Here is a 21206-nt window from a genome sequence, read left to right as displayed (position 1 = left end):
GCGCGCGCGGTGCTTTATCTGGGTCATGAGCAAGCCCACCGACAACCCCGCTGATCCGTTCAAGAAGGCACTGGCCGAGGCCACCAAAACGATGGCCGATGCGCCTGAAATGACGGTGAGCTATTCGGTCGACCCTTCGGGAATGACCTCTGACACGATGCGCCTGCCGCAGGTGTCGCGCCGGATGACGCGCGACGAGGTGCTGCTGGCGCGTGGCACCGCCGATGCGCTGGCGATGCACCGACGCCACCACGATGCGAAAATTGACGCCCGCTATGCGCCCTCGGGCGATCTGGCGGCCTCGATTTATGAGGCGATGGAAACCGCACGCTGCGAGGCTTTGGGCGCACGCGACATGCCGGGCACGCTGACCAATATCGATGCCAAGATCGCCCATGACGCCGAGCGAAAGGGCTATGCCCAGATTCGCTCTGCGCAAGAGGCCCCGCTTTCGGTGGCGGCGGGCTATTTCGTGCGCGAATTGGCGACGGGGCGCAAATTGCCGGTTGGCGCGTCCAACGTGCTGGATCTGTGGCGCCCCTTTATCGAACAATCGGCAGGCGATGATCTAGAGGGCGTTGATCACGTTCTGGGCGATCAGGCCGCGTTTGCCCGAATGGCGCGCAAGGTCATCGCCGATCTCGGCTATGGCGACCAACTTGGCGACGATCCTGATGAGGACATGGGCGATGAGGGCGAGGACGACCCGCAAGCCCGCCAAGAAGAGGATCAGGGCGAGGATCAGGACTCAGAGCAATCCGAGGAAGACGACGCCGACGCCTCCCCCGAATCCAGCCAAGACACCCAGCAAGATCAAAGCCAGACTACCGTCAGTTCTGACGATCTGGCCGATCAGGAAATGGGCGATGAGGTGGACATGCCGCAGGCCGATGCGCCGCTAGAACCGCCCCCGCCACAGCCCCATTCTGCCGCCGATCCGAATTACACCGTCTTCACGACGGAATTTGACGAGGAGATCGCCGCCGAAGACTTGGCCGAACCGGCAGAGTTGGAACGCCTGCGGTTGTATCTTGATCAGCAGTTGGAACCACTGAAAGGCGCGGTGTCGCGCCTTGCCAACAAGTTGCAACGCCGCCTGCAAGCCCAACAAAGCCGGGCGTGGGAATTTGACCTCGAGGAAGGGATGCTGGACGCAGGCCGCTTGGCGCGTGTGGTCGCCAACCCGACGATGCCGCTTTCGTTCAAGGTCGAGAAAGACACCGAGTTTCGCGACACCGTGGTGACGCTGCTGCTGGACAATTCCGGCTCGATGCGGGGCCGCCCGATCTCGATTGCCGCTATTTGTGCCGATGTTCTAGCGCGCACGCTTGAGCGCTGTGATGTGAAGGTCGAGATCCTCGGCTTTACCACACGAGCTTGGAAAGGCGGGCAATCGCGCGAGAAATGGCTCGCCGAGGGGCGCCCGCAAAGCCCCGGTCGCCTGAACGATCTGCGCCACATTATCTACAAACGCGCCGATGCTCCGATGCGCCGCACGCGGACCAATCTGGGCCTGATGATGAAGGAAGGCTTGCTCAAGGAAAACATCGACGGGGAGGCGCTAGAATGGGCGCATCGCCGGATGATGGCACGATCGGAGTCGCGCAAGATCCTGATGGTGATTTCCGATGGCGCGCCGGTGGATGACTCAACTTTATCCGTCAACCCAGCGATTTATTTGGAAAAACATCTGCGCGACGTGATCGCGATGGTGGAGAAACGCCGCGCCGTGGAATTAATCGCGATCGGGATCGGCCATGACGTGACGCGCTATTATCAGCACGCCGTCACGATCACCGATGTCGAGCAATTGGCCGGCGCAATGACCGAGCAACTCGCCGGTCTGTTTGACAGCGATCCACGGGCGCGCGCGCGTCTTCTGGGTATCAAAAAGGCAATGTGATGTTTCAGGATTTCTCGGTGCAATCGCGCCCCGAATTTGGCCCGCCCCGGCTGGCCGAACTGCGTACAGAAATGGCCAAGGCCGAGCTTGACGGGTTCATCGTGCCACGCGCGGATGCCCATCAGGGCGAATATGTTGCCGCCTGCGATGCGCGTTTGGCGTGGCTCACCGGCTTTACCGGATCGGCGGGATTTTGCATTGCCACCCCCGATCAGGCGGGCGTGTTTGTCGATGGCCGCTACCGCGTGCAGGTGCGCTCCGAGGTCGATCTAGCCCATTTCACCCCCGTGAACTGGCCCGAGATCAAACCCGGCGTTTGGCTGCGCGACAATCTGCCCGAGGGCGCGAAGGTGGGCTTTGATCCTTGGCTGCACACGCGTTCCGAGATCACCAAGATTCGCGCCGATCTGGAAGGCAGCGGGATCGCCCTTGTTGAGTGCGCCAATCTGATCAACGTGATCTGGGCTGATCGTCCTGCCCCACCGATGGCCCCCGCGCGCATCCACCCGCCAGAATTTGCGGGCGAAACGGCTGCTGAGAAACGCACGCGTCTGGCGGCCGACCTGCGCAAACAGGGCGCGGCGGCAGCGGTGCTGACCCTGCCGGATTCGATCTGCTGGCTGCTCAACATTCGCGGTGCAGATATCCCCCGCAATCCCATCGTGCAGGCTTTTGCCGTGCTGTTTGACGATGGCACGGTGAAACTCTTTGCCGAATCCGCCAAGTTCGACGCCGATCTGCACACGCATCTGGGCGATCAGGTCGCGATCCTGCCGATGGCGTCGTTCACCGCCGCGCTTGAGGCGATCGAAGGCCCGGTGCTGGTCGATCCCGACTCTGCCCCGATAGCGGTCGGTCTAACGCTGAGCGATCGCAACACCAAAATCCTCTGGGCGCGCGATCCGTGCATCCTGCCCAAGGCGCGCAAGAACGCCGCCGAAATCGCGGGCATGCGCGCAGCCCATCACCGCGATGCCTGCGCGATGGTGGAATTCCTCGCATGGCTCGACGCGCAGGCCCCCAAGGGTCAGCTGAACGAAATTGATGTGGTCAGCGCGCTAGAGGGGTTTCGCCGCGAAACCAATGCCTTGCTGGATATTTCATTCGACACGATCTGCGGCGCGGGGCCAAATGGCGCAATCGTGCATTACCGCGTGAATGAGGCGACGAACCGCCCCGTCAAACCCGGCGAGTTGCTGTTGGTGGATTCGGGCGGGCAATATGTCGATGGCACGACCGACATCACCCGCACCGTGGCCGTCGGCAATGCGCCCGCCGAGGCACGCGCTCCCTTCACCCGCGTGCTGCAAGGCATGATCGCGCTGTCGCGCGCGCGCTTCCCGCGCGGGGTTGCGGGGGCGCATCTTGATGCGCTGGCACGTGCACCGCTTTGGACCGAGGGCTGGGACTACGATCACGGCACCGGGCATGGCGTGGGGGCCGCGCTTTGCGTGCATGAAGGCCCTGCGCGGATCTCGCGCGTCTCAGATATCGCGCTGGAGCCGGGCATGATCCTGTCCAACGAGCCGGGTTATTACCGAGAAGGCGTGTTTGGCATCCGCATCGAAAACCTGATCGTCACGCAAACCGCGCCCGCCAAGGGCGACAAACGCGATCAACTCAGTTTTGACACGCTGACCTTCGTGCCCATTGATCGCCACTTGATCGCGTCTGAGCTGCTGTCACCCGACGAGCGTAACTGGCTGAACGCCTATCACGCGCAGGTGCTTGACCAGACCGGCCCGCATGTCAGCGCCACGGCGAAAACTTGGCTTGAGGGGGCATGCGCGCCTCTCTGATCGTGCGAACCTGTCAAACGTCGGATGCCTCCGGCGGGAGTATTTTGCGCTAGATGAAAAGCCAGTCTGCTTTCATCTAGCCCCAAATACTCCCCGCGGAGCGACCCCAACGCCCTCTCAAGCCGACCCGGTTATTGAGAAATTACTTGCCGTGCCGCGCGGGCGATGACGATTTCTTCATTCGTCGGGATCACCATCACGCGCACCCGATCCGCGCCGATCTCGCGCGCGTTTTGCGCATTGGCCTGCGGATCCAGCGCGATGCCGAGCCAAGCCATATCGGCGCAGACCTCGGAGCGCAGGCGCGCGGAGTTTTCCCCGATCCCGCCGCAAAACACGATCCCGTCAAGCCCGCCCAAAGCCGCTGCCATCGCGCCGATCTCGCGTTTTATCCGAAAGGCGAAATAGGCGATGGCCTGCGCCGCGTGCGGGTCATCGGAATCCTCAAGCGTGCGCATATCGTTGGAAATACCCGACAGGCCAAGCAGGCCCGATTTTTTATACAGCAGGTCGGAAATATCTGACGCGTTCATCCCTTCCTGATCCATCAAATACAGCACAACCCCCGGATCCAGATCCCCCGAGCGCGTGCCCATCGGCAGCCCGTCGAGCGCGGAGAACCCAAGGCTCGAAGCGATGGATTTTCCGCCTTTGATCGCACACATTGACGCCCCAGACCCCAAGTGGGCGACAACGACGCGCCCCGCATGCAAATCGGGTTCGCTGCGCGCCAACTCGCTTTCGATGTAATCATAGCTCAGCCCGTGAAAACCGTAGCGACGCACGCCCTTGTCGTAATAAGCGCGCGGCAGCGCGTAGACGTCAGACACAAACGGGTGGCCGCGATGAAATGCCGTGTCATAACACGCGACTTGCGGCACGCCGGGAAAGGCGTCAATCGCGGCACGAATACCCGCAAGATTATGAGGCTGGTGCAAGGGCGCATAGGGGGCGAGCCGCGCAAGGTCTTTGATCAACTCCGGTGTCACCTTTTCAGGCGCGGCGTGTTTAAGCCCACCATGCACGATGCGATGCCCAACCGCGCTGATTTCAAGCGCGTCGAAATCGGCTCGAAATGCGTCGAGCGCGGTTTTCAGCGCCGCCGCATTGGTCGCGAATGCCTCAGGCGCGGTTTCCGGCAGCGGCAGGTGCGCACCATCGGAGCCGGTCAGTCTCATCGCCGCCTCACGACGCCCGATCCGGTCCACATGGCCCATCGCCAGCATGTCGAGGTTCTCGGTGAACAGCCCCAGCTTGAGCGAGGAAGATCCTGAATTCAAAGTTAAAATCGCGCGCGTCATTGCACATCCCCCCGCAGTCGAAAGTAGTGGATTGAGGCCACCGCCGCCGAAGCCAGCCGCGCCATCGAACTATCGGAGCGCGAATTGAGGATTACCGGAACTTTCGCCCCCAGCATCAGCCCAGCCCCTTCGGCATGCGAGATATAGGCCAGTTGCTTGGCCAGCATATTGGCGGAGTCGATACCCGGCGCGACCAGCACCTCGGCGCGACCAGCGACCTGCCCACGCAGGCCCTTGGTGCGCGCGGCCCCAAGATCAACCGCGTTATCCATCGCCAGCGGCCCGTCGACCTCCCCCCCCGTAATCTGTCCGCGCTCGGCCATTTTCGACAGAAGTGCTGCATCCAGCGAAGACGGGATTGAGGGCGTCACGGTTTCAACCGCGCTCAGCACGCCGACTTTGGGAACGGCGATACCGATCGAGATCGCAACGTCGATCGCATTCTGCACGATGTCCACCTTGGTCACCAGATCGGGCGCGATGTTGATCGCGGCATCGGTGACGATCAGCGGATGCGGGACGCCGGGCACGTCCATCACAAACACATGGGTAAAGCGCCGCCCCATCCGCAGCCCCGTGACCTTATCCAGCATCGGCTTGAGCAAAGTATCGGTGTGCAAATGCCCCTTCATGATCGCGCCCGCGCGCCCGTCATTGACCAGTTGCACCGCAAGGCGAGCGGCATCGCGCGCACTCTCGGCGGGCAGGATTTCAAAGTGGGTCGCGTCTTTGCCACATTCGGCAGCCGCGCGCATGATCTTTTCGGGATCACCGATCAAAAGCGGCTCGATGATGTGGTGCTCTGCGGCCAAAATCGCCCCCTCCAGCGAGGCGGGTTCCTCGGGGCAGACCACAGCCGTCACTAGATCGGGCAACGGCTCGGCGCGTTCCAGAAGTTTTTCGAAATGGCGATGACGCTGGCTGATCAGGCCGGGCACTTCAAGCGCATCAAATCTCAGGTGCTTCTTGGGGGCAAACACATCGGCCATGCCATCCACGATCAACGCCCCATCGCTGATCCGTGTGACCTGCGTGGCAAAACGCACCGCGCCGTCCTCAAGCTTTTCAACCACCTCGACGCGCGCACATAATTCGTCACCCGCCAAGCCGTGATCGTGAAAATTCAGGCTTTGCGAGCGATAAAGTGTACCCGGCCCCGGCAAAAAGTTACCTAGCACCGCCGTGATCAACGAGGCCACGAACATGCCCGGCGCATAGGCCTCCCGCACCCCGTCGCCATCGCCATCCTCGGCCTCAAGATGGACAGGATTGTGATTACCGGACGCAGCAGCAAAGACATAGAAATCATCCGCCGTACACAGCCGTTTCAGCTCTGCGCTTTGACCGACCTCTATTTCGTCCCATTGCCGACTTTCCAAAATCATCACTCTCTCCTGTCTGTGTGCTGCGCGCATCTTTGCTGTGCCTATCGGTTTCATCTAACCTGCGACAGATGACAAATCTTTGATCCGAGACAAAAACCGCCGACATTTCGTCTCCCCCCTTTCCTGTGCAGCCGCAGACGCCTAAGACCTAGGCAAACTGCACGAAGGAGGTCCGCGATGGCTATCAACGAGGCATTAAGCGCGCTCGAATCGCTGTTGGGCGACCGGCTGAGCCGCGCGGCGGGGGATCGCGATCAGCATGGGCGCAATGAAACCTGGTTTCCCTTTAGCCCGCCCGATGCGGTCGCCTATCCCGAAACCACGCAAGAGGTCTCGGAACTGGTGAAAATCTGCGCCGCGCATGGCGTGGCGATCACGCCTTGGGGCACGGGCACCTCGCTAGAGGGGCACGCGGTGCCGTTGCGTGGCGGGATCAGTCTGGACATGAGCCGGATGAACCGCGTGCTTGAGGTGCTGGCCGAGGATATGCAGGTGCGCGTGCAGCCCGGCGTGACGCGCGTGGCGCTTAATGATGACCTGCGCGCGACGGGCTTGTTCTTTCCCGTCGATCCGGGCGCGAATGCCTCGCTTGGCGGGATGGCCGCGACGCGCGCAAGCGGAACGACGACCGTGCGCTATGGGTCAATGCGCGACAATGTGGCGGCACTTGAAGTCGTGCTGGCCGATGGGCGCATCATTCGCACGGGATCGCGCGCTAAGAAGTCAGCCGCTGGCTATGATCTGACCGCGCTGATGGTGGGGTCTGAGGGCACGCTTGGGATCATCACGGAACTGACTTTGCGCCTGCATGGTCAGCCCGAGGCGATCTCGTCGGCGGTCTGTGCTTTCGATACGCTAGAGGCGGCGGTCGAGACCGTGCAACTTACGATCCAGATGGGCATCCCGATGGCGCGGATCGAATTTGTCGACGCGCTGACGGCCGAGATTTTCAACAAGGCGAATGGCACGAGCTTCCCCGCCAAGCCGCATCTGATGATCGAGTTTCACGGCTCGGACGCAGCGGTAGCCGAGGCATCCGAACGCTTTGGCGAGGTCGTGGCTGATATGGGCGGGGCCGATTTCGAATGGGCCACCACGACCGAGGATCGCAACAAGCTTTGGCGGATGCGGCACGGCGCTTATCCCGCCTCGATCGCGCATCGCCCCGGCTGCATGGGGCTGGTGACCGATATTTGCGTGCCGATCTCGCGCCTCGCCGAGGCAGTGGCCGAAATGGCGGGTGAAATCGCGGCGGCGGGGCTGATCGGGCCAATGGTGGGGCATGTCGGCGATGGCAATTTCCATTCAGTCATGCTGCTTGATCCCAATGACAAGGATGAGTTCAAACGCGCCAAGGACGTGGCGGGCAAGATGGCCAAGCGCGCGCTGGAAATGGGCGGCACTGTGACGGGCGAGCATGGCATCGGCATGGGCAAAATCGGCTATATGCGCGACGAGCACGGGGCGGGCTGGGATGTAATGGGCACGCTCAAAGCAGCGCTTGATCCGCTAAACATTCTCAACCCCGGCAAACTGGTGGAGCAAAAAACATGAGCTTTGAGACGCCAGAAGATTTCCCGCGTGCTTTCGCGCGCGCATGGGGCGCCCGCGATGCCGTTAGCTTGGCAGGCTATTTCGCCGAAGACGCCGATTTTCTGTCGCTCACGGGCGGCGCGGCGACCGGGCGTGAAGAGATCACCGAGCTGCTTGCGGGCGAACTCAGCGGGGCATTCGCGCGCGCGCGTCTTGTGACCGGGCGGATAAAACTGCGCCCGGTCGGCGAGCAGGCCTGCGTGATGCTGCAACGCTTTGTGCTATCAGGGATTTTGCATCCAGATGGCTCGGATGCGGGGCGCGTTGGTGCGGTTTTCGCCGCGACGATGGAGCGCTCGGATGCTGGCTGGGAGATCGTCTCGGCGCAGTTCGTGGTGGAACCCGCCGCCTGAAAAACGCGCGAAGTTACCCGGCGAGTAGCGATTTTGCGGCCGCGCGCGCCGCATCGGTGACTTCCGCCCCCGCGATCATGCGGGCAATCTCGTCGATGCGCTCTGACTCTGGCAGCGCGATCACCTGCGAGGTGGTCATCCCATCGCTCACCGATTTCGCAACGCGGAAATGCGTCGCCCCGCGCGCGGCGACTTGCGGCGAATGGGTCACGACCAGCACCTGCGCGCCCTCGGCCAGTTTCGCAAGCCGGCGACCCACCGCATCTGCAGTCGCCCCGCCAACGCCACGATCAATCTCGTCGAAAATCAATACCAGCGCATCGGCCCCACGCGACAGCACCACCTTGAGCGCGAGCAAGAATCGCGACAGCTCTCCACCCGAGGCGATCTTGTTGAGCGGACCCGCAGGCGCGCCGGGGTTTGTGGCGACCGTAAAGGCCACCCAATCGCGCCCGTCCGGGCCGGGATCGCCCGGCGTGATATGGGTTTCAAACAGCGCGCGCTCCATTTTAAGCGGCGCCAATTCGCCCGCCATTGCCTGATCCAAACGGGTCGCTGCTGCCACGCGCGCCTTGGTCAGATCGGCTGAAGCACGTTCAAATTCGGCACCTGCGCGCGCAAGTTCGACCTCCAGCTCCTCGATCCCCTCAGCGCCTGCATCCAAAGCGGCCAGCTTGTCGCGCAAACCAGTGGCGAACTCGCCCAGCTCATCAGCCAAAACACCATGCTTGCGCGCCTGAGCGCGAATTTCGAACAAGCGCTCTTCGCAAGCTTCCAGCGCGCGGGGATCAAAATCAAGCGCATCCAGCGCGCCCTCGACGCCCTGCAACGCATCGCCCAGTTCCAGCAACGCGCGCTCCAGCGTTTCAAGCGGCCCATCCAGACGCCCCTCAGCGCGCGCCGCCGCCCCTTGCAGCCAGCGGTCGGCATCGCGCATCGCGCCCTCTGCTCCCTCGGGGCCCAAAGCCTGCGCGGCCTTAGCCACATCCTCACGAATTTTGGCCGCGCCTTGCATCAATCGCCGCTGAGTATCCAACGCGGCCTCTTCGCCGGGCTGGGGATCAAGCGCATCCAGTTCCTTGACGGCATGGCGCAGGAAATCTTCCTCAAGGCGCACTGCCTCTAGGTCGGCGCGCGCGGCGTCCAGCTTGCGCTGCGCGGATGAGCGCGCTTTCCACGCCGCGCGGGTCGCGGCAAGACGTTTGGGGTGATCGGCGAACAGATCGAGCAGCGCGCGATGGCCGCGCTCATTAAGCAAGCCGCCGTCATCCTGCTGCCCGTGCAATTCCACCAGCGAGGCCGAAATCTGGCGCAACACTTCGCCACTGGCCCGCCGGTCATTGACCCAGGCAGTCTTGCGGCCATCGCGCGCATTGACGCGGCGCAAGATTAACTCATCCTCGCAGGGCAAACCGGCCTCAGCCAAGATCTCGCGCACAGGATGTTCGGGCGGCAGTTCGAACACCGCCGTCACCTCGCCCTGATCGGCCCCCTGACGCACCAACTCGGCCCGCCCCCGCCAGCCCAGCACAAAGCCCAGACAGTCGAGCAAAATCGACTTGCCCGCCCCGGTTTCTCCCGTAAGCACGTTAAGACCGGCCCCGAAACTGAGTTCGAGCCGGTCTATAATCAAGATGTTGTGGATATCCAGCGAACGCAGCATGTCAGCCAGTCCCGCATGAGATCAGAGCCATTCGCCTTTGATCACCTGCCGATAAACCTTTGCCAACCAGCCGTTGCCCTTGGCTTCGGGCTTGAGGCCCTTTTTCGCCAACAGATCAAAAGCGTCTTGGTAGAAAGGCGAGGATTGGAAGTTGTGACCCAGAATCGCGCCCGCAGTCTGCGCTTGGTCGTTGATACCAAGGGCAAGATAGGCCTCGACCAGACGTTCTAGCGCCTCGGGCGTGTGCGCGGTGGTCTGGAACTGCTCGACCACAACGCGGAACCGGTTGATCGCGGCGGTGTAATTGCCACGTTTCAGGTAATAGCGCCCGATCTCCATCTCTTTTCCGGCCAGATGGTCGAAGGCAAGATCAAATTTCAGAATCGCAGATTGGGCGTATTCGCTATCGGGATATTTCTCGATCACATCACGCAGCGCCTGCAACGCCTGATAGGTCAAACCCTGATCGCGACCCACCTCGTCGATCTGGTCGTAATAAGACAGCGCCAGAAGATATTGCGCATAGGCCGCATCTTCATCGCCCGGATAGGTATCAAGGAAACGTTGCGCCGAGGCCCGCGCCTCTTCGTATTTCTTGGCGCGGTGTTGGGCGTAAGCCTCCATGATCAGTGCGCGCTTGGCCCATTGCGAATAGGGATAAAGCCGCTCGACCTCGGAGAAATATTTCAGCGCATCGGCGGGACGGCGCGGATTGCCGACCTCTAGTTCATATTCGCCACGCTCGTAAATTTGTTGCGCGGTAAAGTTTTCCAGATTGGGCATATCCTTTTGATTTGCACCGCACGCGGCCAAAACGGTCACAAGACCAAGAGCCCCGAGTTTCGCTGCCGCTGTTTTGCCGCGCCCCATGCCCTGCCCCAATCCTCTTAACTACCGGGGGAAAGGCCCCGGACCCGTATCCTGACACCCGCTTCGCGCGGGGGGTTTGGGTTGTCCTAGCACAGAAAAATCCGGGGCGCAAAATGCCTTTGATGCCTTTTTGCCCAAGCTTGCGTAACGTGACAAACCTGTTCACTCGGAGCTGCGTAAATTAGGCCGAAACAAGCGCTTTTGCAGGACAAACACCCGCACCGGGCAAAGCGTAGGACTGCGCGTCCGAACACTCTTCCCAAGCCCAAGCACTGGGATCGGCAAACAAGGCGCGCAACAATTTGTTCGTCAACGCATGGCCCGAGCGCGTCCCGGTGTAACGCCCCAGAATCGGCGCGCCAGCCAGCGCAAGATCACCAAGTGCGTCCAGCATCTTGTGACGCACTGCCTCATCGCTGTGACGCAGACCACCGGGGCTGAGCACTTGATCGCCCTCGATCACGACTGCGTTTTCATAAGTGCCGCCAAGTGCCAGCCCATTGGACTGCATCATTTCGACATCAGAGCGACGGCAGAAAGTGCGGCTATCCATCAGCTCGCGCACGAACGCGCCATTCGACATTTTCAACGTCTTATGCTGAACGCCAATCGCGGCATCGCTAAAATCAATGTGAAAGTCGATTTCAAGCGCAGCCGCAGGGTCCAAGCGTGCCACGGCAGCGCCTTCGCGCACTTCGATATGCTTGAGAACGCGGATCGCGCGCATCGCGCCGTTCAACTGGCGCAGGCCGGCCTCGCAGAACGCCGCGACGAAAGGCGCAGAAGACCCATCAAGGATTGGAACTTCGGGACCGTCAATTTCGACCAGCGCATTATGCACACCCGACCCGACCAGCGCGGCCATCACATGTTCAATGGTGGACACCTGAACGCCATCGGCATTTTCGATTTTCGTGCAAAGCTGTGCGGCTGGAACATTGCTCCACAGCGCCGCGATACGCGGGTTAACACCGGTTACATCGGTGCGGCGAAACACAATGCCATTGCCCGCAGGCGCGGGATGCACACGCATCTCTACTGGTGCCCCGGAATGGAGCCCAACGCCCGAAAAGCTTACGGTTCTGGCAAGAGTGGTTTGCACGGTGTGACCTCACGACTTTTATCTTTGGCGGTAACGGAATCTCAACTCTCTGTACCGCAATCTCAGTTAGTCAGATGGTCAACGCATCTCAACTCACTCTTTGTAACGGAGTGAAACAATGGCGCACGCGTCGGGCAAAACACCGCCTAACGCGGCATAACGAATTGATTTCCATAGAAAAAGGGCCGGAAAACTCCGGCCCCCATTACAGTTTTGTGATAACGTTTTTTCTTAGTTTGCCTGACGGCGCAGGAAGGCGGGGATCTCAACGCGATCCTGCTCGTCGGTTTGCTCGTCGTCATAGACCTCAGCGCGGGGTTGTTGCTGTTGCACCGGCGCTTGTGCGCGCGGCGCGGCCTGCGGCTGGGCGTGCTGGGGATGCGCGCCCTGACCCTCACCGCTGTGGCCGGTCATCCGGTTGATCAGCGAGTTGATCCCAAAGCGCGGCTTTTCGGCCTGCGGTTGGGGGGCCTCTTGGGCGTGCGCGGGACGCGTTGCCGCCATCGGGCGCTGTCCTGCGGGCGCTTTGCCAACAGCCGCTTCAAGACGGCGCAGCGCCTCGGGGGACGGCGTGCCGGGCTGGCGCGGACGCGGGGCGACATAACCCTGAGCTTCATCCTCGACATAGAGATCGGGCTGCGGTTCACGCGGCGCGCTATAGGCCGGGGGCGGCAGATCGTCAGTGGCCTGTTGGGGGGCCGAAGCACGCGCAGCGGGAGCATCAAACAGCGTGCGCTCATGGGCCTGCTGAGGCTGCGACGCGGGCTGATGCGCCTGCGGTGCCGGTTGCGGCGCGGGGCGCGAAACGGGCTGTGCCGAGGTCACCGAAAGTGCCGCAGCAGCTTGCTGCACTTGCGGCTGAGGCGCGGGCTCGTAAACGTGCTGGGGCGCGTAGTCTTCGGTGTGATGGGTCGCAGCTTCGACCGCTTCTGCCGCCGGTTTCAGCGGCTCAGCCATCGAACGGCGCGGCACCGGGATGTCCGTGGTGGCAACAACCGCATCAATACCGGTGGCCACGACCGAGACGCGCATCGAGCCTGCCATATCCGGGTCCAACGTCGAGCCGACGATGATATTGGCTTCCGGATCGACCTCTTCGCGGATCCGGTTTGCAGCCTCGTCCAGTTCAAACAGGGTCAAATCGTAGCCGCCAGTGATGTTGATCAGCACGCCTTTCGCGCCGGCGAGCGAAATCTCGTCGAGCAGCGGGTTGGCGATGGCCTTCTCAGCAGCCTGAACAGCGCGATCATCGCCATCGGCCTCGCCCGTGCCCATCATGGCTTTGCCCATCTCGTCCATCACGGCGCGCACGTCGGCAAAATCAAGGTTGATCAGGCCGGGACGCACCATCAGGTCGGTCACGCCCTTGACGCCCTGATACAGAACGTCATCAGCCAGTGCGAAGGCTTCGGTAAAGGTGGTCTTTTCATTCGCCAGACGGAACAGGTTCTGGTTGGGAATGATGATCAGCGTATCGACGACCTTTTGCAGCGCTTCCAGACCTTCTTCGGCCTGACGCATCCGCTTGGCGCCCTCAAACTGGAACGGCTTGGTCACGACGCCCACGGTCAGCACACCCAATTCGCGCGCAGCTTGCGCGATGATCGGCGCAGCGCCGGTGCCCGTGCCACCGCCCATACCGGCAGTGATAAAGCACATATGCGCGCCCGCGAGGTGATCGACGATCGCCTCGATGCTTTCTTCAGCAGCAGCGGCACCGACCGAGGGCCGCGCGCCGGCACCCAAACCTTCAGTTGCCTTCACGCCCATCTGCACGCGGGCCTCTGACTTCGACTGCTGAAGCGCTTGTGCGTCGGTATTCGCGACCACGAACTCAACGCCCTCCAACTTCTGTTCGATCATATTATTGACCGCGTTGCCGCCTGCGCCGCCAACACCGAAAACAGTGATCCGAGGCTTGAGGTCCTGATGCTCTGACATCATGAGATTCAACGTCATGTGGTTTATCCGCCTGTTGCTGCTGCCCGGCCCTGTCCCAGACCGTAATGAATAGAAATTAGACTGAATTTAGCTATGAATCACCTAAACGTCACGCAAAAACTTACCCCAAGACACAAAATCTGGAGTTCTCTTTTGCGTGACAAGCGGTATTTCGCGTATTGCGCTGAATATAGTGGGTTTTAGCAGACACTCTGCTGCCCCTGCGTAACATCAGGTAAATGATGCACGCGCGCGCTTTTCCCAAACCATCACTTTTTCAACATTTCACCAATTATCGCGGAACCAACGGATTGCCCGACGGATAGAGCGCCCGCCCATCGTTTCGGGGGGCAATTCGAAATCCCACCATTCATCTTGGGGATGGGCCGCAAACAGCGCCAAGCCCACCACCGAAGAAAAACCCGATCCCGTTGCAGCCTGAGGCAAACCTTGCACCCGCATCGGGCGACCCAGACGCACATTCTGGCCTAAAATCCGCGCCGCCAACCCGTCAAGACCCGGGATCTGGCTCGCCCCGCCGGTCAACACGATCTGCTGGCTCGGCAAATGTTCAAATCCAGCGGCGTCCAAAATCGCGCGCACATCTTCAAGGATTTCCTCGACACGCGGGCGCATGATGCCAATCAACTCGGCGCGACTGATCTGACGGCGATCCTTTTCCCAATCGCCAGACTCTCCGCCCAACTCGATCATCTCGCGATCATCTATGCCCGTTGCATGCACGCCGCCATGGAAGGTCTTGATCCGCTCGGCCACCGCCATCGGCACTTGCAGCCCGGCGGCGATATCGCGGGTGACATGATCGCCCCCCAGCCGCACCGCGTCGCCATAGATCATGTGCTTTTTCATAAAAATCGACACGCCCGTCGCGCCGCCGCCCATATCGACACAGGCCGCGCCCAGCTCCTGCTCGTCCTCGACAAGGCTGGAAATGCCCGACACATAGGCCGAGCTAGCAATACCGGCGAGCTCCAGATCACAGCGCCGGATGCAGTAAATCAGGTTCTGGATCGCGGTATCTTCGACCGTCAGCAGATGCATATCGACCGCCAGACGCGATCCGGCATGACCGCGCGGATCACCCAGCCCCGTGCGATGATCGAGCGCAAAGTTCACCGGTTGGGCGTGCAACACCTCGCGGCCATGCCCGATAGGGGGCATATCACAGGCCGCCAGAACGCGCCCGACATCGGTCTCTGATACCGTCTCACCTTGCAGATCAATCGCGCCCTCAATCCCGTAAGAGCGCGGCCGCGCGCCCGAGAAACAGGCAATCACATGATCGACGCGGGTGTTGGCCATCTTTTGCGCGGCCTGAACGGCGGTGCGAATGGCACGCTCGGTTTCCGCCATCGCGTCAATCTCGCCAAAGCGCACGCCGCGTGAACGCGTTGTGGCCGCGCCAATCACACGCGCGGCCGCATGTCCGGCAAGAGAACCCTCGCCTTCGGTGCCGCCGGGATTGTCAAAGCGCAGCACCAGACAGGCAATCTTCGAGGTGCCGATATCAAGCAACGCGATCACCCCGCGCTGCATCGCCGCCTTGCGCATATTGCGCATCGCGCGCTGGGACTCGTACAAATCGGTCATTGGCTGGCCCTTACTTTGAGACTGTCGGATTGCACCTGCCGGAACGCGCTAAGCGCAGGTTCGCTCAGGCGGATCGTCGGGCGGTCTTTGTTACGAAAATCAATCACGGTGAAATCGCGTGCGAGCAAATCCTCGGCGGTATTGAGCGCAAGGATGCGATCCAGCGCGGCCTGCGGATCGATCTCGGGCAACATGATGCGCTGATCGTGATCCAGAACCATGTCCCAGCGCCGTTCACCCATTCGTTCCAGCCCGCGCAGACGCGGCAGGATCGGCCCCGCATCTGCGATCAAACGCAGTGCTTCGGGCACCGCCTTATCTGCGCCCTGCCCCACGATCAGCGGCAGGCCGGGACGGGCCTCACGCGTGAGCAGCGTGGCGACGCGATGCCCGGTCGTATCGAGCATCTCGATCCCTTGCGGCTTGCGCCACAAAATTGCAGGCACGCGCTGCGTTACATCGGCCTCAAGCACACCACCAGGGCGGATCACAAGGCTCACATCGGCCACCGCATCCAAACGCGCAATCGTGTCGCGATAGGCATCAAGATCAAGATCAAAGCTGGAGGCGGGCAGCTGCGTGGGCAGCATCGCGCGGATCGCGCGCGACACTTCAGGGCCCGCGCCCTCGATTTTCAGCAGCGACACCATGAATTCCGGGCGATGTTCGATCTTTTCGCGCACATCCTGCACGCGCGAGATCAGATCGGCGCGCCGCCCCTGATCGCCAAGCCAAATGCCAAGCCCCAAAACGACGACAAACACCGGCAGACCGATACGCGTCAGCGCGCGAACAGCCGGGGTCAGCCACAGGCGTTGCAGCCGAAACGACAGCCGCGAGGGGGCCGGATCGCGGGTGCCCGGGCGGCGACCGCGTTGATAGACACGGGCGGGAACGCCGCCACGATGATCAGCCGCCACATAAACCGGATTACGCATCAACGATCGCATGAGGCGTCCTCCACCAGCCACGCACAAAGCGCGGAGAAATCGACGCCGCAACTGGCGGCCTGTTCGGGCGACAGCGACGTCGGCGTCATGCCCGGCTGGGTGTTGGTTTCCAGCAGCACCAGACCTTGCAAGCCGCGCGTATCATCCCAGCGATAATCGGTGCGCGACATGCCGCGACAGCCCAGCACGTCATGGGCGCGCTTGGCGTAATCGAGGCAGGCCTCGGTGATGTCGTCGGGCAGATCGGCGGGGCACACATGGCGCGACCCACCCACTTGGTATTTCGCGGCGTAATCATACCAGCCCTCGGTGATGATCTCAGTCACACACAGCGCGCGATCGCCCATCACCGACACGGTCAGCTCACGCCCTTGAACATAGGCTTCGACCATCACCTGAGCGGGCATTTCGTCAGACAGTTGCGGCGGCGCGTTGGCCTCGTCCATCACCAGATAGACGCCGACCGACGAGCCCTCGTTATTGGGCTTGACGACATAAGGCGCGGGCATCACATGGCGCGCCATCACATCGACTTTCGCGGCAATCACCGAGGGCACGATCGGCAACCCGGCCTGCGCATAAATCTGCTTGGTGCGCGCCTTGTCCATCGCCAGCGCCGAGGCCAGAACGCCGGAATGGGTATAGGGGATGCGCAACCATTCAAGAATGCCCTGAACGCAGCCATCTTCGCCCCAACGCCCATGCAAAGCGTTGAAAACGCAGTCTGGTTTCACGTCCAAAAGACGTTCAACGAGGTCCGCACCCGCGTCAATTTCGATTGCTTCAAATCCCGCCGTGCGCAGTGCCTTGACGCATTCGCGCCCAGAAGACAAAGAGACCTCCCGCTCAGCAGAAGGGCCGCCCATCAGTACCGCCACACGTTGGGATGCCCTGCTCGACATACCCGCCACTTTCGCCATTTGCGGGGGTTATCCCCCGTCAACCTTATTTAGTAACCGCGCCAGGCCGGTGATCTTACGTCCCGAATTCACCCACGCGCTTAATTTCCCACTCTAACGAAATTCCGCTGTTGTGCAAAACCTTTTTACGCACCTCTTCGCCAAGATTTTCAAGATCGGAAGCACTCGCCTGATCGGCGTTGATTAAAAAATTGCTATGTTTCTGAGACATTTGCGCTCCACCAAGACGCGCGCCGCGCAAACCTGCCGCGTCAATCAGCGTCCACGCCTTGAGATCATGCACGTCATCTTCGCGCCCGGTTGACGAAAACCCGGCCGGATTGCGAAAGGTAGACCCTGCCGAGCGCTCTTTGGTGGGCTGGCTGGCGTCGCGCTTGGCGATTTGCTCGACCATGCGCGCCTCAAACGCCTCGGGGTCGCCGGAATCGGTGCGAAAGCGCGCCCCGATCAGCACAGCCCCCTCGGGCAAGTCACTGTGGCGATAGCCAAAATTCAGGTCATCCGCTGTCAGCGTCACGATATCGCCGCTGCGCGTGATAGCGCGCGCCTCGATCAGGTGATCGGCCACATAGGCCCCATAGCAGCCCGCATTCATCACCACCGCGCCGCCAATACTGCCCGGAATGGTGCGCAGAAATGTCAGATCGCGCCCGGCTTGCGCAGCGCGGCGCGCGACATGCGCATCCAGCGCCGCCGCCCCGGCGGTGACGCTCGCGCCCTCAATCTCAATCGCGTTAAAGCCGCGCCCCAGCCGGATCACCACCGCGCGCAAACCGCCATCGCGCACGATCAGGTTCGACCCCACCCCCATCGGGAAAACGGCGATATCGTCTGGCAGTCCGCGCAGGAAATCGGCCAGATCGGCCTTATCGGCAGGCTGGAACAGCCAGTCGGCAGGACCACCGACACGCAGCCATGTCAGATCGGCAAGCGGGCGGTTGGGCGTCAGCGCGCCGCGCGGGGTATAGCTGGACGGGTTGGTCATGGCGGCTGTGTTAGCGGTGACGCGCGGATCAGACAAGAGCGCAGTCGCGTCTAGCCCTTGCGCGCCCCAAAAGTCTTGCGCAGCCCGCGCATCAAATAGATCAGCGGCCAGCGCAGCACCGACATCGCGCCAGCCAGCAGCAAGAGCGCAACGATCACGCCATGCACCGCCCCCACCCAGATCAGCAGCGGCACCGCGAGCACGATCAAGATGACCGCCGCAGCCCAGTGAAACCGCCTCGGCCCAAGCGCGATCAGCGTCGCGCAAAGTGCCCAGAGACAGGCCAGAACGAGCGGGGTGGTCATGTCATGCTTTCAGCTTTTCAGGCAGATTGTTGGCCCAGGTCGAGATTGTGCCCGCGCCAAGGCAGACGACGATATCGCCGGGGCGCGCTTGTTCGCGCACCAGCCGCGACAGGTCATCCTCGGACAGGATCGCGCGGGCGTGACGGTGGCCATGCGCGATCAGCCCTGCGACCAGATCATCGCGCGATGCGCCCTCAATCGGGTCTTCGCCAGCGCCATAGACTTCAGCGATGGCGACCACATCGGCCTCGTTAAAGCAGGTACAGAAATCATCAAACAGCGAATGCAGACGCGAATAACGATGCGGCTGATGTACCGCGATCACGCGCGCACCGGGTTTCACCGATTGCCGCGCGGCTTTCAAAACGGCTGCGATTTCAACGGGGTGGTGGCCGTAATCGTCGATGATCGCGACGCCGCCCAGCACTTCGCCGACTTTGGTAAAGCGCCGATTGACACCGCCGAACGCGGCCAGCGCCTCGCGGATCTCGCTGCGCTTCATGCCCAGATGGCGCGCAACCGCCACAGCCGCCAAAGCGTTCGAGACGTTGTGATCGCCCGGCATCGGCAGGGTGCAGCCCTCGATCACCGGCTTGCCCTCTTCGCCTTGCAGCGCGATGTCGAAATGCGCCACGCCTGCGTCATAATGCAGCCCCACCGCGCGCACATCAGCCTGCGCGTTAAACCCGAATGTCACGACGCGGCGGTCGTTGAGCTTGCCCACCAGCGTTTGCACCTCGGGGTGATCGGTGCAGCACACCGCCAGCCCGTAAAACGGAATATTGGAGACGAAATCGTAAAACCCTTTGCGCAGAGCATCGAAATCGCCCCAATGCTCCATGTGCTCGGGGTCGATATTGGTCACGATGGCGATGGTCGCGGGCAAGCGGTTAAAGCTGCCATCGCTCTCGTCGGCCTCAACCACCATCCACTCGCCCTCACCCGCGCGCGCGTTTGAACCATAGGCGTGAATGATGCCGCCATTAATCACGGTGGGGTCGAAATTGCCCTTGTCCAGCAGCGTCGCCACCATCGTCGTGGTGGTCGTCTTGCCATGCGTGCCGCCAATCGCGATGTTGGATTTGAGCCGCATCAGCTCGGCCAGCATCTCGGCGCGGCGCACCACGGGCAGACCGCGACGGCGCGCTTCCTCCAGCTCGGGATTGCCACGTTTGATCGCGGTCGAGATCACGACAACGCCCGCCTCGCCCAGATTTTCAGCGCGCTGGCCCTCGAAAAAGGTCGCGCCCAAACTCTCCAGCCGCTGCGTGATTTTCGATGCTTTCGCATCCGAGCCCTGCACGGTGAAGCCCTGCGTCATCAGCACCTCGGCAATACCGGACATGCCAATGCCGCCGATGCCGACGAAATGAATGGGGCCGAGTTCTCCGGGCAGTTTGGTCGCGTTCATGTATTTTGTCCTGCTAGATCTTGCACAAGCGCCACAAGCCGCTCGGTCGCATCGGGAACGCCGTAGGAAACGGCGGCGAGCGTCATTTGCAGCGCGCCGTCGGGATTGTCCAGCACCAGCGCGATCTGGTCGCGCAGCGTGTCGGCGTCGAGTTTACTTTCGGGAATGGTGATCGCACCGCCCGCCTTGGCCAGCCCCTTGGCATTGGCACTTTGATGATCGCCCGCCGCCGCCGCGTAGGGGATCAAAATGGCGGGACGCCCGATCACGGAAATATCGGCGATCGAACTGGCCCCGGCGCGCGAAATCACAAGCTGGCATTCGCTAAGGCGGCGCGGCACATCGTTGAAAAAGGTCTCGACCTCGGCGGTGATGCCTGCCGCGTCATAGGCTGCGATCACGCGCTCCAGATCCTCAGAGCGCGCCTGATGGGCGACGCGCAGATTGGCGCGCTGGGTTTCTGGCAGGCCCGCCATTGCCGCAGGCACGGTATCCGACAGAATGCGCGCACCCTGCGAGCCGCCGATCACCAAAATCGACATCGGATAATCGCCGGGCGAGATATAAGCCGCGCCCGCGCGTTCCAGAATACTCGCGCGCACCGGGTTGCCAGTATATTCGGCCTGAACGCCATCCGGCACATCTGTGGGCCAAGTGCCACACGCAAAGCGGTTCACCCGCTTGGCAAACACCCGGTTCACCCGCCCCATGATGCCGTTTTGTTCGTGAATGGCGCGCGGTAATCCCAGAAACGTCGCCGAGGCAAGCGCAGGGATCGTCGGATAGCCGCCAAAGCCCACGACTACCGTGGGGCGATCGGAGACATTGCGCATAATGGCCGAAATGATGCCGCCAAAAATCTTGAACGGGGTTAGCAGTTTCGCCAGCACTCCGCCACGCGCGAAGGTTGCCGAACTCACCTGTTCCACCGCAACCACATGGGGAAAGCCGCCCGCATAGCGCGCCCCGCGCGCATCCGTGCTCAGCTTGACGCGCCAACCCCGGCGCACCATCGCCTCTGCCAGCGCCTGGGCGGGAAACATATGCCCGCCCGTGCCGCCTGCGGCGATTAGCAATAACGGAGTTTTATCCTTGGCCATGTCACCCTCCGGGG

The 21206-nt window shown here is 61.8% G+C and carries 17 protein-coding genes; 4 read left to right on the top strand and 13 right to left on the bottom strand.

What is annotated here, in order from left to right; genetic code table 11:
• Positions 1-25 precede the first annotated feature (25 nt).
• Entirely contained in the window at positions 26-1903 is a 1878-nt protein-coding gene (cobT, locus tag ACN0SD_RS09355; protein WP_417807973.1) for a cobaltochelatase subunit CobT, read from the top strand.
• Positions 1903-3702 carry an aminopeptidase P family protein gene (locus ACN0SD_RS09350; RefSeq protein WP_417807972.1) on the top strand — a complete coding sequence of 600 codons (1800 nt, stop codon included), beginning with the start codon at positions 1903-1905 and terminating at the stop codon, positions 3700-3702. The genes cobT and ACN0SD_RS09350 overlap by 1 nt, the downstream gene beginning before the upstream one ends.
• 131 nt (positions 3703-3833) lie before the next feature.
• Here ACN0SD_RS09350 and ACN0SD_RS09345 read toward each other — a convergent pair whose 3' ends face one another.
• A complete protein-coding gene (locus ACN0SD_RS09345; protein ID WP_417807971.1) occupies positions 3834-5003 on the bottom strand; it encodes an acetate/propionate family kinase in 1170 nt (389 codons plus the stop codon).
• Complete coding sequence (locus ACN0SD_RS09340) at positions 5000-6388, bottom strand: bifunctional enoyl-CoA hydratase/phosphate acetyltransferase (protein WP_417807970.1); 1389 nt, start codon at positions 6386-6388, stop codon at positions 5000-5002. The genes ACN0SD_RS09345 and ACN0SD_RS09340 overlap by 4 nt, the downstream gene beginning before the upstream one ends.
• Positions 6389-6565: 177 nt before the next feature.
• Here ACN0SD_RS09340 and ACN0SD_RS09335 point away from each other — a divergent pair, with 177 nt between their 5' ends.
• Both ACN0SD_RS09335 and ACN0SD_RS09330 read left to right on the top strand, forming a co-directional pair.
• The gene (locus ACN0SD_RS09335; protein ID WP_417807969.1) at positions 6566-7942 is read left to right on the top strand and encodes an FAD-binding oxidoreductase; all 1377 of its coding nucleotides are present in this window, start codon (positions 6566-6568) and stop codon (positions 7940-7942) included.
• A complete protein-coding gene (locus tag ACN0SD_RS09330; protein WP_417807968.1) occupies positions 7939-8334 on the top strand; it encodes a YybH family protein in 396 nt (131 codons plus the stop codon). The genes ACN0SD_RS09335 and ACN0SD_RS09330 overlap by 4 nt, the downstream gene beginning before the upstream one ends.
• A 13-nt stretch (positions 8335-8347) precedes the next feature.
• Here ACN0SD_RS09330 and recN read toward each other — a convergent pair whose 3' ends face one another.
• The 11 genes from recN to ACN0SD_RS09275 all read right to left on the bottom strand — a co-directional run bounded on the left by recN (position 8348) and on the right by ACN0SD_RS09275 (position 21192).
• A complete protein-coding gene (recN, locus tag ACN0SD_RS09325; protein ID WP_417807967.1) occupies positions 8348-9997 on the bottom strand; it encodes a DNA repair protein RecN in 1650 nt (549 codons plus the stop codon).
• A 21-nt stretch (positions 9998-10018) separates the two neighbouring features.
• Complete coding sequence (locus tag ACN0SD_RS09320) at positions 10019-10867, bottom strand: outer membrane protein assembly factor BamD (RefSeq protein WP_417807966.1); 849 nt, start codon at positions 10865-10867, stop codon at positions 10019-10021.
• 181 nt (positions 10868-11048) lie between these two features.
• Positions 11049-11969: a UDP-3-O-acyl-N-acetylglucosamine deacetylase gene (gene lpxC / locus ACN0SD_RS09315; RefSeq protein ID WP_417807965.1), complete on the bottom strand. Its 921-nt coding sequence runs from the start codon at positions 11967-11969 to the stop codon at positions 11049-11051.
• 231 nt (positions 11970-12200) lie between these two features.
• The gene (gene ftsZ / locus ACN0SD_RS09310) at positions 12201-13928 is read right to left on the bottom strand and encodes a cell division protein FtsZ (RefSeq protein WP_417807964.1); all 1728 of its coding nucleotides are present in this window, start codon (positions 13926-13928) and stop codon (positions 12201-12203) included.
• 267 nt (positions 13929-14195) lie between these two features.
• Positions 14196-15521 (bottom strand): cell division protein FtsA, encoded by a 1326-nt coding sequence (ftsA, locus tag ACN0SD_RS09305; protein ID WP_417807963.1) that lies wholly within the window; start codon positions 15519-15521, stop codon positions 14196-14198.
• Complete coding sequence (locus ACN0SD_RS09300; RefSeq protein ID WP_417807962.1) at positions 15518-16459, bottom strand: cell division protein FtsQ/DivIB; 942 nt, start codon at positions 16457-16459, stop codon at positions 15518-15520. The genes ftsA and ACN0SD_RS09300 overlap by 4 nt, the downstream gene beginning before the upstream one ends.
• Positions 16459-17373, bottom strand: coding sequence for a D-alanine--D-alanine ligase (locus ACN0SD_RS09295; protein WP_417807961.1), 915 nt, complete (start codon positions 17371-17373; stop codon positions 16459-16461). The genes ACN0SD_RS09300 and ACN0SD_RS09295 overlap by 1 nt, the downstream gene beginning before the upstream one ends.
• A gap of 73 nt (positions 17374-17446) precedes the next feature.
• The gene (gene murB / locus ACN0SD_RS09290; protein WP_417807960.1) at positions 17447-18376 is read right to left on the bottom strand and encodes a UDP-N-acetylmuramate dehydrogenase; all 930 of its coding nucleotides are present in this window, start codon (positions 18374-18376) and stop codon (positions 17447-17449) included.
• 50 nt (positions 18377-18426) lie between these two features.
• Complete coding sequence (locus tag ACN0SD_RS09285) at positions 18427-18681, bottom strand: DUF2484 family protein (protein ID WP_417807959.1); 255 nt, start codon at positions 18679-18681, stop codon at positions 18427-18429.
• Between the two features lies 1 nt (position 18682).
• Positions 18683-20092 (bottom strand): UDP-N-acetylmuramate--L-alanine ligase, encoded by a 1410-nt coding sequence (gene murC / locus ACN0SD_RS09280; RefSeq protein WP_417807958.1) that lies wholly within the window; start codon positions 20090-20092, stop codon positions 18683-18685.
• Positions 20089-21192: a UDP-N-acetylglucosamine--N-acetylmuramyl-(pentapeptide) pyrophosphoryl-undecaprenol N-acetylglucosamine transferase gene (locus ACN0SD_RS09275; RefSeq protein ID WP_417807957.1), complete on the bottom strand. Its 1104-nt coding sequence runs from the start codon at positions 21190-21192 to the stop codon at positions 20089-20091. Before ACN0SD_RS09275 ends, murC begins: the two co-directional genes overlap by 4 nt.
• Positions 21193-21206: the final 14 nt, after the last annotated feature.

The sequence above is a fragment of the Thioclava sp. genome (assembly GCF_048263065.1).
GTDB lineage: Bacteria > Pseudomonadota > Alphaproteobacteria > Rhodobacterales > Rhodobacteraceae > Thioclava.
Note: the sequence above shows the minus strand (reverse complement) of the source record. Positions and strands in the feature narration are given on the sequence as shown.